Raw genomic sequence first — 12,386 nt, 5'->3', positions numbered from 1 at the left:
GAGATCCTATGAGCCAATTTAATTTTGATATTGATAAAATTGCCAACAATGCTGTCAGAAAGGTTGATAAAACAACTGAAATCATCCAAACAACCAAGGAGTTAGGAACAGGGCAGGTGGGCTTTCTGGATAAGTTAACACCTGAACAACAAACAGCGATTACCGAACGAGCACCACAGCTAGTCGACAGTTTCATCACTGACCAGAATGCCTTGCTAGATTTCGGTCAAGCCGCCGTCGAAGAGGTTAATAAAACCGTCAATCACATCTTGTCTGAACAAAAGAAACTAGACATTCCTCAAGTTGATGACCTGCTCCAAAACACCAACCGTGAACTCAACGGTTTTGTTGCCAAATACAAGGACATCAAGCCAGCGGATTTGGAGCAAAAACCCAATTTTTTCCAAAAAATGTTCAAACAGGGCAAAAACACCCTTCAAGAGTTTTACTTCGATGCTCAGAACATCGAACAAAAAATGGACAGCATGGCTGCCCATGTGGTGAAGCAAGAGGATACCTTAGCACGTAACATCGTCTCAGCTGAGATGCTTATCGAAGAAAACACAAAATCTATCGAGAACTTAGTCGGTGTGGTTGCCTTCCTGGAAGCCACTCAGAAAGAGGCTTCCAATCGTGCCTTGGATCTTCACCATCAGGTAGCCAACCTTGACCTACAATCAGCTGACTATCATGTCAAATCTGAGGAACTAGCCCGTCTAACCGAGGTCGTCAACACACTCGAACAACAACATACAGAGTATGTCAGCCGTCTTTATGTGGCATGGGCAACAACACCTCAAATGCGCAATCTCGTCAAAGTATCATCTGACATGCGACAAAAACTAGGCATGTTGCGTCGCAACACCATCCCAACCATGAAGCTCTCTATCGCTCAACTGGGCATCCTTCAACAGTCTGTCCGCTCTGGTGCAACAGCGGACGCTATCGTCAATGCCAACAATGCGGCCCTGCAAATGCTAGCAGAAACCAGCAAGGAGGCTATTCCTGCTTTGGAAAATGCTGCCCAACGCCCAACCCTTAATCTCGCGTCTGTCACTGCCATTGCGGAGAGCCTTATTGCACAAAATAACGGCATCATTGCCGCCATTGACCAAGGGCGCAACCAACGAGCGCAACTGGAAACAGCTATCATCAAGTCTGCAGAAACCATCAATGATTCGGTTAAATTGCGTGATGAAAAAATTGTCCAAGCCCTGCTCAATGAAGGACGAGCCACACAAGACAACATTAATCGTTAAACTAGCAAAGTTGAACACCTCAGTTTTAACCTTTTAAGGAGTTAGTCACTGCACAGGCTGAGAACAGTTTTTACACCTTTTGCCAGCTTAGAAGTGCGTTAGGGCTCTTGATCGTCTCTTATCACGTTAAGTAAACAAAATTAGTAACGATTATAGGTTAACAGATTTATCTTCATTTTAAAGCTCTATAAGATTATAGTCAGTTAAGTCACTACATCTTATGGAGCTTTTTAAGCACACTGTTTATGTCAGTGGATTTCCTTTGAAGTAGTTTTAAAGGTAATAGCAGAGCAAAAAACTGCCCTTAAAAAGGACAGTTAATCAAACCTATAATCCTGCTTCTTGCAGGCTATCCGCTAATCTAGCAAAGTCCGCTAGGGTCAGGGCTTCGCCACGGACAGAGGCTTCTAGCTCTGCCATGCCAAGCGCCTGCGTGAGCTTGTCCTTCACCTTCTCTGACTTGCCAAAATGGTTGGTCAGGTTGTTCCACAAGGTCTTGCGACGGTGAACAAAGCTGGCCTTGGCGATACGAAAGAAATAATCTTCGTCCTTAACGCTGACCAAGGGCTCAGGACGACGAACCATCTTGAGGATGGCCGAGTCCACGTTGGGGGCCGGCACAAAGACCGTGCGGGGCACGATGAAGGCGACCTTGGCAGTCATGTGGTACTGGACAGCTATGGAGAGGCTGCCGTAGGCCTTGGTGTTAGGCTCTGCGGAAATGCGGTCAGCGACCTCCTTTTGCATCATGACCACAAACTCAGCAAAAGGAATCTTGCACTCGATCAGGTGCATGAGAATGGGCGTCGTGATGTAATAGGGAAGGTTTGCCACCACCTTGATAGGCAGGTCAGGGTTCTTAAACTGCTTGATTTGGGTCTGCAAGTCCACCGTCAAAATGTCCGCATGAACAACTTGGACATTATCAAACCGCCCCAGCGTATCCGCCAAGATGGGAATCAGGCGGTCATCAATTTCAAAAGCCATGACCTCAGCGGCACGCTCTGCCAAAAACTCGGTCAAAGCCCCAATACCAGGTCCAATCTCGATGACATTGACGGTCTCATCAATCTCGGCGGTATCAACAATCTTCTGCAAAATATTGGTATCGGTCAAAAAGTTCTGACCGAAAGACTTCTTAAAGGTAAACCCGTGACGGTCCAAAATAGCACGGGTAACGTTTTTATCTGCGATGTTCATGTTATATTTTCAATTATCCTGTTTAGTATTTTTTCTATTGCCTAGTAGTATTACCGTATTATCTATAAGAAACTCTCCGCCATTAATCTCTACAAACTTACTAATTTTATCAATACAATTTTTAAAATGAAGCGAGTAAAATTGTACCCAATGTCCATCTAAATCGTAATAGTATAAGGAATTATCTATATGATCTTTACGCTTAACATCACCAAAATCAATAACTTGTATCTGTTCATCATTTAATAACTTGCCTAGAATATACCGATTGTTTTCTCCTCCAACCAGTTTATAAATGGACTCCTCAGAATCTTCTTGCATGTAATTATTCAATTGCCTCTCTCTATTCAAATATAGATTATAAGATTTTAGCTCTTTAATTAACTGAATTATCGGGACATACAGTTTAGCATTAAAATGATTTATGGAAACAATTCTATCTAACTCATCAACTAGAATATCCACAGTCTTCTCATAGCTACGAAAAAGATTAAAACCTAATTGGCTTTGTGACATTTGTTTTTCTATATCTGAAACATCAAGTAAAAATAATTTACTTATGTTTCCAATAGTACATTCAGTAGCATTGCCAAACAACACTTTAAGTATTCGACTTAAAATAGTGATAAAACACGAATAGATGTTGATGCTATAATAATCACTAACTTCTCTTCTAATCTCCAACAAACTAGAATTAGATTTAATAATTTTTACAATTACTTTAACTAGTTCCTGCTTAGTTTTAGCACGATTAGTTGTATCGTATCTGATAACACGTCTATTTCGCAAATCAAATGGTAAATCTGATACATCACCAAAATCAGAATTAAATAAACATATTACCCTATCCCAACCAAGCTCATTTACAGCATACCCTAATTCAAAAAGTACATTAGGATTAGCGGTTTTTCTACCTTTACTCTCATTATTGATAATGGAAATATCCGCAATAAAAATATCACTTTTTGATATCTTTTCAAGAATAGTGTTTGCTATATCTGGACTGCCTAAAATATTTTTTGTATCCCTATCAACAGTTGTTTCCAGAGAGAACTCTATTTCATCATTAACTTGCTTGATAGCTTTTTCCACAATAGACTCAATAAAACTTCTATTGGTAGAATTTGGCAAATCTGATTGCCACGAAAAAAATACTTTACCCATCTAAATACCATACTCCCCCATACACTCCTCCACCTCTTTCAAGGTCACACCAAACAGTCTCAGGCGTTTGAGGAGCTGTTTGCCATTGGTGTAGCCGATGCGTAGGTTCTGACCGAGGTACTCCCTGCGCTGTCGGCTATCTGCTCCCATCAGGAGCCCCAGCCGAATGAGGTCTGCCTGCCTGATGTCAAAATGGTCCTCATCATCATAGTAGCCACGCACCCCAGCCAACGCCTTTTCCAAGTCCTCAAAACTGGCATGTTCAACACCTAGCGACCGCCCCTTGGTTTTTGAGCGTGGGGCTGCCTCGTCACGGTTGAGAAAGGCGTGTTTGACGGTGGGAATAGCAGAGCTGATGATCTTGCGAATCCGCTCCCCATTGTAGTCTGGGTCTGTAAAGACAATCACCCCTCGCAGGTCATGGAGCGCCTCAATGCGCTCCAAATCCTCGTCTGAAATCGCCGAACCACGGGTCTCATAGGTCTCCACCTCGTAAAAACGTTTGAGGTTGGCGGTATCATCCTTGCCTTCTACGACAAGGACTTCTTGTATCGTGATTTTATCAGTCAAGTTTGAAAAACCTCTTTGCATTTTCTGTCGTGATGCGTGCGACCTCTTCGCTGGTCATGCCTCTGAGCTCTGCGATATAGTCCACAACGTATCTGGTATAGGCCGTCTTGTTTTCCTTACCACGTTTAGGGACTGGGGCTAGGTATGGAGCATCCGTTTCGACGAGTAACTTGTCCAAAGGAATCTTCTTCGCCACTTCGTGCAGTTCGATAGACTTCTTAAAGGTGACTACTCCCGACAAAGAAATCATCATCCCTAGCTCGATAAAGCGCTCTGCCATTTCCCAAGAGCCCGAGTAAGAATGCATAATGCCACCACGAGGACCCACGCCCTCGCTCTCAATGATGGTCAGCGTGTCCTCTAAGGCGTCTCGTGTGTGGATCACAAAGGGCAAGTCCAGCTCTTTGGACAGCTGAACCTGACGGCGAAAGACAGCTTCCTGCACGTCCTTAGGATCCTCCATCCAGTAATAATCCAGCCCAATCTCGCCAAGCGCGATGACCTTGGGGTGACGGAGCTTATCACGCAAAAAAGCCTCGACATCATCGGTGTAGCTGCCAGCTTCCGTCGGATGCCAGCCCAAGGTCAGGTAAATCTCAGGATGCTGATCCGCCAGTTCAATGGCGCGTTCGATGGTCGACCGGTCAAAACCAACCACATTGTGGGTGATTACGCCCAGCTCTTTTGCCAATGCTAATTCGTCTGCCACACGTCCATCAAAAGTGGGCACGTTAAGGTGGGTATGAGTGTCAAAGATTTCTAATGTCATAGGCTTATTGTACCATATTTGCAGGTAAATAAAAAGGAAGTCAGCGTCGTCACACGATAAACATTTGGCATTCACCTGACGAGAGACCATCAACAATAAACTCCTTCGCTGTCACTTTGCGAAGGAGTTTATCATATTATTGAGGTCATCTCTGGAACCCTTGATTTATCAAGGGGTTAAAAAGGAGAGGAGGGGATTCGAACCCCCGAGCCCCGTTAAGGACTACTAGCTTTCCAAGCCAGCGCACTCAGCCACTATGCGACCTCTCCATAAGCAAGATAGTCTTGCGACCATATCGTATCGCTAAAACTACCTCATTAGTCTATCATACTTTTTTGGGCTTGTCAAACTGTGCTTCTAGGCGGTAGATGACCTGACCTTTTTTGGAAAATTTTTCCTCGTACTCGGTCATAACATTGCCTTCGTAATCACTGGCATGTAGGTCCAACCAAACCTGATTGAGCACCATACCATACTGAGACATGCTCGCCAAACTATACTCAAAGAGCCCACGATTGTCTGTTTTGAAGTGAATTTCACCGCCAGGTGGCAAAATCTGCTCAAACGTTTCTAAAAAGCTCCTGTAGGTCAAGCGCCGTTTTTCGTGGCGTGTTTTTGGCCAAGGGTCACTAAAGTTAAGGTAGAGCAAGTCAATTTCTCCGGCCTCAAAGTAATTGGTCAGGCTGGATCCATCAACACGCAGCAACTTGATATTAGGCAAATCGCTCTCTAAAACCTTGTCTAAAGTATAGCTAAGCACTGAGAGCTGAACATCAATGCCGATATAGTTAATATCAGGGTTTTGGGCAGCCATACCTGTGATAAATCGTCCCTTACCAGAACCAACCTCGATATGAATCGGATGATTATTCCCAAACACCTGACGCCATTTGCCCTTACTGTCTTCAGGGTTGAGGATAACGTACTGGGGATTGGCAGCTAAATAATCCGCTGCCCCTTTTCGATTTCTGACACGCATCAGTTTTTGATTCCATTTCTAAATTGGCGAAGGTCATAGATTTCTTGATTGACCTTATCCATCTCTCTCAACTCAAAAAAGGTTAAAATCTGAGACAGATAAGAAAATTGCCCATACCAATAAAATTTATTAAGCACTAAATCGTTGTACTTGTAACCGTAATAAACCAGCCATTCCTGCCAATGCGCTTTTGGCACATAGTGACTAAGAATCTGGGCAACATCGTACATACGATCAGTCAACCTCACTGAATCCCAATCTACCAGGTAAATCATGCCACTGGTTGTAATCACCCAGTTCGTGTGTCTCACATCACCGTGAACAATTGTTGCCAAATCGGCTTTGAAGTCTGGCAGTTGACGCTTCAATTCTTGAACAATGGTCTGAAGGTAAGAATTTTCTCTTAATTGGAGCGGAGCATTTTTTTCCCACTCTGCTAACAAGTCATAAGGGTTTTCGATGCGGTAATTAAGCTGTAACAGCTGATTGCGGAGTTGTTTTGACTGGTGCAGACGTGCTAAAATTTGCGCAATCTGCTTGCTCGTCATGTCAGCGCGCTCCAACAGCCTACCGTCCAACCACTCCTGCACACTCATGGTATCACCGTTTGGTGTCCGTTTGGTCCACAAGAGATGGGGCGCAATTTGTTCCTTAGCCAAAGCGGCTAAGATTGGGGTCGTATTCATCTTCACAAACACCCGATCCCCATTGGGATACGTTCCTAGAAAAGCTTGCCCGCTCTTACCTTTCAAAGGGGCTAATGTTAACTCTTTATCGTTTGTCACAAGATTTCTCCTTATTTCCATCTTATTTATTTTACCTGTTTTAAGCCGTCTCGTCAATCATTCGTTCTGCTTTATGAGGCATGTAGGCATAGAGGACTACCACGTTGATGGCGGTTAATAGCAGAGCGGCAGACCATGTTTTGGCAAAAGGCAACTCAATCAGAAGCGCTACCAGACTTAGTCGCCGTATCAGCCAGAGCAGGGCCGTTTTCTGACCAAAACCTGCTAGAGGCATTACCTTTAGCAAATAGTGATGGTCATAGTGATTGGACAAAGCTAACAGTTGAAAACTCAGTAAAAAGTTCAACATACCAGCCAGACCTGCCCCCAGGTAGGGACTGGACACCCCAAATAAACTGAGCATAGCTAATCCTGTCAACCGCAAAAACAAGCCCAGATAGTCACCACTGCGTAAAAAGGCTCGCCAGAACAGCTGATGATACAGCTTTCCTTGCCCTTTTGGAGCAAATCTATTCAAAACATTAAGGTAGGGGCGTCTTTTCACACTACTGGTGATGCCTTTGACATTGGTAAAGAGGGCAAAAAACTGCAAGAGTCGCTGTTGTCGCTGCACTTCAGTTGTTACCAGTTTATCCCAGTCAAGACCATTTTGACGACCAAGCCTCATCAAGCGACGATTGGCAAGAATTAACTTAACCACCGTCACGACAATCAAAAATGCGACAAAGCCCCAGACTGACCAGCCCAGCTGATGAAGCAAGGGATAGAGCAAGCACCACCCAGCCAGTTGAACAAGGCTTCCAAAGAGAGCAGCTCTGCTATTGGCCTCCTTAACCAAACCAACCAAAACAGTCTCCTTAGTTAAGAGGTAATGGCGATCCGGGGGCAAGATGTAGGTCGCCACCTGCCCAACACTAAGTAAACCAAGCCCGAAGACGCAGAGGAGCCCATAAAGCCAAAACGAGAAAATAGGCGGATTATTCAACAATTCTCGGTACTGATAGAGCAGAACCCCCAACCCAACCATGAGAACCAAAACAAAATGGTCATTGAAAACGTAAGGCAGATAAGTGGTTAGGCGCTGATAAAAGGAACGACGCCGTTCTTCAAAGAGATCCCTCATCTCAGGCCTCCCTCGTCCAGTGCAAATACATGCTGTTAAGGCTAGCCTGATAATCCCCAAACTGTTCCCGCAAGTCAGCAAGACTGCCCTGGGCCAGCACGCGTCCTTGGTGAAGGAGGACAAAACGGTCACAGATGCGCTCCGCTGTGTCCAAAACATGGGTGCTCATCAAAATCGCTTTCCCAGCTGCTTTTTGCTCTGCTAGCAAGGTCATCAAATCAGCAATTGCCTGAGGATCAAGCCCTAAAAAGGGCTCATCAATGATAAACAGCTCTGGCTCTACCACAAAGGCACAAATCAGCATGACTTTTTGTTGCATCCCTTTTGAAAAATCAGTGGGAAACCAGTCCAATTTATCCGATAAACGAAACAGGGTCAACAAACCCTCCGCCCTTGTCATGACTAGCTCGATAGGCAAATCATAAGCCATGGCTACTGTCTCTAAATGCTCACGCAGGGTCAACTCACTGTATAAACTCGGACTCTCAGGAATAAAGCCAATTTTTTTCCGATAAGCTATGGCATCATCAGCCAAGGTCAGACCACCTAGACTAATCCTACCCTTGTCTGGACGTAAGAGACCGATAATTTCCTTAATCGTCGTTGACTTGCCAGCCCCATTTAGACCAATGAGACCGACCAGTTCGCCACTCTTGACCTCAAAACTCACTTCTGTTAAGACAGGCAGATGATGATAACCACCTGTGATGTTTTCAACCCGTAACAAGACTTTTCTCTCTTTCTTTGCTATACTTGTATTAAGTATAACAAAATTTAGCTATTTTAGGAGGTTTCAACCCATGACAGACTGTATTTTTTGCCAAATCGTCTCAGGAGCCATCCCCTCAAGTCAGATTTATGAGGATGAACAGGTACTGGCATTTCTTGATATCACTCAAGTAACCCCTGGGCATACGCTGATTATCCCTAAACAGCACTGCAAAAATCTTCTTGACATGAGCGCTGACACTGCTCATCAGGTCTTTGGGGTCGTACCAAAACTGGCGCAAGCCTTGGTCAAGACAACAGGCGCAGACGGCATCAACCTAATTAACAACAGCGAAGAAGCTGCAGGTCAGACGGTTTTTCATGCCCATATCCACCTCTTACCACGATTTGCGTCTGGTGACGGCTTGGATATTCGCTTTGCTCAACATGAGCCTGATTTTGGGAAATTAGCAGAGCTGGCCAAGCACATCCAACAGGAGGTCAACTAAGATGAAAAAACTCCGTTCACTTCTTTGGCTGTCTGTGCTGACAGGAATTGGTTATCAACTTTATCAGAACCGAGTCAGACTGATTAAACAACTAGCTAAAGCCAGAGTTACCCTAACCGACAGTCAGGACAAGCTTGACCAAGTAAAAGCAGATGTCACAGAGGTTCAAAACAGCCTGCCAGCGCTGAATCAACTAAGCAAAGACATCAACTACAAGCTCCGCCTATTTCAAGAAGAAAGCAAGCCACACCTTGTGGCTATCCAGAACATTTTAGCCAAATATCAGAAAAAAGAGGAATAGTCAACAACACGATTACACACGAAAACCGAGCCGTTTCCAGCTCGGTTTATTGTGTTTATCATCTCTTGTTCAAGCTTTGAGACTAGTTTTTTCTTTTTCTTGAATAAGCAAGAAGTCCTGTGAATCCAGTCAATAAGCCGAGGTATTGCAACAAATCAGTTGAACTAGTACCGGTATTTGGTAACTGTTTCTTCATGCCTTTGTCTGTTGACTTAGGCATAGGCGCTGCTTGGGTGGCAGGCATAACTGTCCGCTGCTTATCGCTTGATTTAACCACAGGGTCAGCTTTAACCATCCTTTTATCAGGTTTCGGCATATTTTGATTGCGCATCAGTCGTGGGACAGATGCTGAATCTAATGGATTAGTACCGGCATCCAGCTCACTACGACTAGTATGCCCATCACCATCATGATCTTTATCGAGTTCAAACTGTGGTTTATCTTCATTGATCAAAGGTTCGGTTTTACCGATTTTTTTCTCGTCTGACTTAGGCTGTTTTTCAGGCTCGACAGGCAAAATTGGTTTGATTTGCTCTTCTTTTTCTTTTGGTTTTCCACCTTCAGAATTTGGTACTTTAGGTTGCTCAGCTTTCGGTTGCTCCATCCTATCATCTGGTTTTTTCAGCTCAGCAAGTCTTGCTTTCAACTCACCAACTAAGGCTTCTGATTTTTCAAGCTCTTTAGACAGACGATCTTTTTCAGATTGCAATTCCTGTCCATTTGCTTGCACCTCTGATAAGCTCTTTTTAAGATTAAGATTTTCTTTGCTTAACCTAGCAAGTTCGTCTTCTAATTGTTTTACGGCATCTTGAGAATCTTTAAGTTCGTCTGCCAATTTATCATGCTCTGACTGCAACTTCTGTAAGTTGGCTTGGTTTTCAGACAAGCGACGTTCTAGGTCTTGTTTTTGTTTAACAGCTTCGTCGTCTTTAGATTGCAGTTGTTTTTCCAAGTTAGACTTTTGAGTCATCAAGTCTTCGTTCTTACCCTCTAAGTCTGCCAATTGTTTCTGCAAATCCTCAAGTTTTTGCTGGTCTTGCTCAAGCATTTGCTCGTTTGGCTGAGGTTTTTTAGCTAACTGTTCTTCAAGTGACTTGACTTTGTCTTCTAGTTCAGCTTTATCAGTCTCTAACTGAGCTTTCTTAGTTTCCAAATCAGCTTCTTCAGTTAATAGGGCTTGCTCTTTTTGTTTCAACGTGTCTACTTCTGCTGATTTCTCGCTGAGTTTTTTCTGACTATCGGTTAGTTGTGTGCTCAGCTCGGCTTGTTTTGCCTTTTCTTTCTCAAGTTCTGCGGTTAAGCGTTCTTTTTCTGCACTTAGACGCTCCTGCTCTTCTTTAAGCTTCATGTTTTCAAGTTGAGCTTTCCCATCAGGTTTATCTTTCAGAGCTTCTTCTAATTTCTGTTTTTCTGTTTCCAGATTCTTTTTCTGTGTTTCTAAAGTCTCTATTATTCTTGCTAAATTATTTTTTTGAGACTCTAAATCATCTTTTTGTTTCTGCAACTCATCTTTTTCTTTGCGAGCTTCCTCACGATCGGCTTGGAGTTGTTGTGTGTCTTGATTCGCTTTAGCAATACGTTGCTCTAAATTAGCCTTTTCAGATTCCAAACCTTTCTTTTGATGTTCTAAACTAGTTTTCTCATCTCTAAGACGTTTGACTTCGATATCAGATTTGATTTGTTCCTTTTCTTTTTCAGAAAGGTATTCCTCTAATTGTTTGGCTTTTTCTTTGTTATCTTCTAACTGAGCTTTTACTTTTTTCAATTCTTCTTGCAACTGATGGTTTTTTTGTTCTGTATCGTTTTTGTCAAGTTTAGAAGCTAGTTCGTCTTTTTCACGTTGTAACTGTTCCTTTGCTTTACTCAGTTCATCAACCCTACTGATAAACTGTTCTTCCCTTTGTTTAAGTTCCTCTTGTAACTGTTTTACAGTCCTTCCTATTTCCTCAAGCTGTTTTACCTTGTCTCTAAGTTCATCTGCAATATTTTCTTGACCTTCGCTAAGGTGACGTCTTCCAAATTCTTCCAAAATCAGCCTATACAGCTGAACCTTAGCATCCGTATTATTATTAACAAGAATATCAAGTCCGCTTGGAACTTTAACCGCTTTATTCAATTCCTCGATAGTAAAGTCTTGAAGAACTTCTTTAACTTCTTTAGCTTTTTGATCGTCAATTTTTCCACCATTAAGAACTTTTCCCAATCTCTGAGCTGCTGTCGATTCTTCCGCCCAAACAGGTGTGGCTGTTGATAGCGTTCCTGCTAGTAGTGCAGTGGCTAGAGCTAGACGACAAACTTTTGTAATCTTACGTGAAGACATATATACCTCTTTCTAAACCTATTTCTCAGGTTCCTAATTTACCTTACTAGTATATCACAGAACTATTGTATTATCAATCTAGATTAATGAAAAGGCACCCCTTTTCTGTACAATTTTTATAAAGTGTTTTTGTTAAGCGATAACTCGCTTAACCATAGGTGTTTGGTAATCGAGACTACCGTGAATGCGATGATGGTTCTACCAGTGGACATAGTCCTTGGTTTTAAGGGTTAGTTCTTCTAGTGACTGGAAGGTCTCCTGGTTGATAAACTCCAGTTTGAAAGAGCGGTAGGTGCTCTCAGCGACGGCATTATCATAGGGACAGCCCGCTTGACTGAGGGAACGGGTAATGCCAAAGGTTTCAAGCATCTCATCAATCAACTGATTATCGAACTCCTTGCCCCGATCCGAGTGGAAGAGGTTGACCTTTGTCCGGGCGTAAGGAATGCTTTGGATGGCTTGTTTAACCAACTCTGCAGTCTTCTGCCAACCGACTGACAGACCAATGATTTCACGGTTGAAGAGGTCAATCATCAAGCAAACATAAGCCCATCGCTTGCCAACACGGACATAAGTTAAGTCTGTTACAATCGCTTCCAGTGGTCTTTCTTTGTTGAATTGTCTGGCTAAGAGGTTTGGAATGGGTGCGTCATTTTTCCCTTTGGCATGCGGTTTGAAGCTGGCTTTCTGGTAAACAGATACGAGATTCAATCGCTTCATGATACGACGAATGCGACG

Annotated in this window: 12 protein-coding genes, 1 tRNA gene and 1 pseudogene; 3 read left to right on the top strand and 11 right to left on the bottom strand. The window is 43.3% G+C overall.

Features of this window, described 5'->3' with window-relative positions:
* The first annotated feature begins 8 nt into the window (after positions 1 to 8).
* The gene (locus tag ACERC5_RS06445) at positions 9 to 1,259 is read left to right on the top strand and encodes a toxic anion resistance protein (protein WP_373660450.1); all 1,251 of its coding nucleotides are present in this window, start codon (positions 9 to 11) and stop codon (positions 1,257 to 1,259) included.
* A gap of 327 nt (positions 1,260 to 1,586) precedes the next feature.
* On the opposite strand, the gene rsmA is transcribed toward ACERC5_RS06445, so the two are convergent.
* The 9 genes from rsmA to ACERC5_RS06400 all read right to left on the bottom strand — a co-directional run bounded on the left by rsmA (position 1,587) and on the right by ACERC5_RS06400 (position 8,537).
* Positions 1,587 to 2,459, bottom strand: a complete 873-nt coding sequence (gene rsmA, locus ACERC5_RS06440; protein WP_373660449.1) for a 16S rRNA (adenine(1518)-N(6)/adenine(1519)-N(6))-dimethyltransferase RsmA — start codon at positions 2,457 to 2,459, stop codon at positions 1,587 to 1,589.
* A 9-nt stretch (positions 2,460 to 2,468) separates the two neighbouring features.
* Complete coding sequence (locus ACERC5_RS06435; protein WP_373660448.1) at positions 2,469 to 3,623, bottom strand: TIR domain-containing protein; 1,155 nt, start codon at positions 3,621 to 3,623, stop codon at positions 2,469 to 2,471.
* Complete coding sequence (gene rnmV, locus ACERC5_RS06430) at positions 3,624 to 4,214, bottom strand: ribonuclease M5 (protein WP_373660447.1); 591 nt, start codon at positions 4,212 to 4,214, stop codon at positions 3,624 to 3,626. It abuts the gene before it with no gap.
* Positions 4,186 to 4,962, bottom strand: coding sequence for a TatD family hydrolase (locus ACERC5_RS06425; protein ID WP_373660446.1), 777 nt, complete (start codon positions 4,960 to 4,962; stop codon positions 4,186 to 4,188). The genes rnmV and ACERC5_RS06425 overlap by 29 nt, the downstream gene beginning before the upstream one ends.
* Before the next feature lie 182 nt (positions 4,963 to 5,144).
* Positions 5,145 to 5,231: transfer RNA gene (locus ACERC5_RS06420), tRNA-Ser, on the bottom strand.
* A 56-nt stretch (positions 5,232 to 5,287) separates the two neighbouring features.
* Positions 5,288 to 5,941 carry a tRNA (guanosine(46)-N7)-methyltransferase TrmB gene (gene trmB / locus ACERC5_RS06415; RefSeq protein ID WP_373659265.1) on the bottom strand — a complete coding sequence of 218 codons (654 nt, stop codon included), beginning with the start codon at positions 5,939 to 5,941 and terminating at the stop codon, positions 5,288 to 5,290.
* Entirely contained in the window at positions 5,941 to 6,747 is an 807-nt protein-coding gene (ccrZ, locus tag ACERC5_RS06410) for a cell cycle regulator CcrZ (RefSeq protein ID WP_373659264.1), read from the bottom strand. The genes trmB and ccrZ overlap by 1 nt, the downstream gene beginning before the upstream one ends.
* A gap of 19 nt (positions 6,748 to 6,766) precedes the next feature.
* Positions 6,767 to 7,810: an ABC transporter permease gene (locus tag ACERC5_RS06405; RefSeq protein WP_373659263.1), complete on the bottom strand. Its 1,044-nt coding sequence runs from the start codon at positions 7,808 to 7,810 to the stop codon at positions 6,767 to 6,769.
* A gap of 1 nt (position 7,811) precedes the next feature.
* Positions 7,812 to 8,537 (bottom strand): ABC transporter ATP-binding protein, encoded by a 726-nt coding sequence (locus tag ACERC5_RS06400; protein ID WP_373659262.1) that lies wholly within the window; start codon positions 8,535 to 8,537, stop codon positions 7,812 to 7,814.
* A gap of 73 nt (positions 8,538 to 8,610) precedes the next feature.
* Between ACERC5_RS06400 and ACERC5_RS06395 the strand changes: the two genes are divergently transcribed.
* Positions 8,611 to 9,027 carry an HIT family protein gene (locus tag ACERC5_RS06395; RefSeq protein ID WP_373660445.1) on the top strand — a complete coding sequence of 139 codons (417 nt, stop codon included), beginning with the start codon at positions 8,611 to 8,613 and terminating at the stop codon, positions 9,025 to 9,027.
* 1 nt (position 9,028) lies between these two features.
* Positions 9,029 to 9,328 carry a hypothetical protein gene (locus ACERC5_RS06390; protein ID WP_373659260.1) on the top strand — a complete coding sequence of 100 codons (300 nt, stop codon included), beginning with the start codon at positions 9,029 to 9,031 and terminating at the stop codon, positions 9,326 to 9,328.
* Positions 9,329 to 9,410: 82 nt separating this feature from the next.
* On the opposite strand, the gene ACERC5_RS06385 is transcribed toward ACERC5_RS06390, so the two are convergent.
* Positions 9,411 to 11,648 carry an LPXTG cell wall anchor domain-containing protein gene (locus ACERC5_RS06385; RefSeq protein WP_373659259.1) on the bottom strand — a complete coding sequence of 746 codons (2,238 nt, stop codon included), beginning with the start codon at positions 11,646 to 11,648 and terminating at the stop codon, positions 9,411 to 9,413.
* 132 nt (positions 11,649 to 11,780) lie between these two features.
* Positions 11,781 to 12,386: pseudogene (locus ACERC5_RS06380) on the bottom strand (IS3 family transposase); the annotation flags it as partial.

This window comes from Streptococcus sp. E24BD, from assembly GCF_041807825.1.
Taxonomy (GTDB): domain Bacteria; phylum Bacillota; class Bacilli; order Lactobacillales; family Streptococcaceae; genus Streptococcus; species Streptococcus entericus.
Note: the sequence above shows the minus strand (reverse complement) of the source record. Positions and strands in the feature narration are given on the sequence as shown.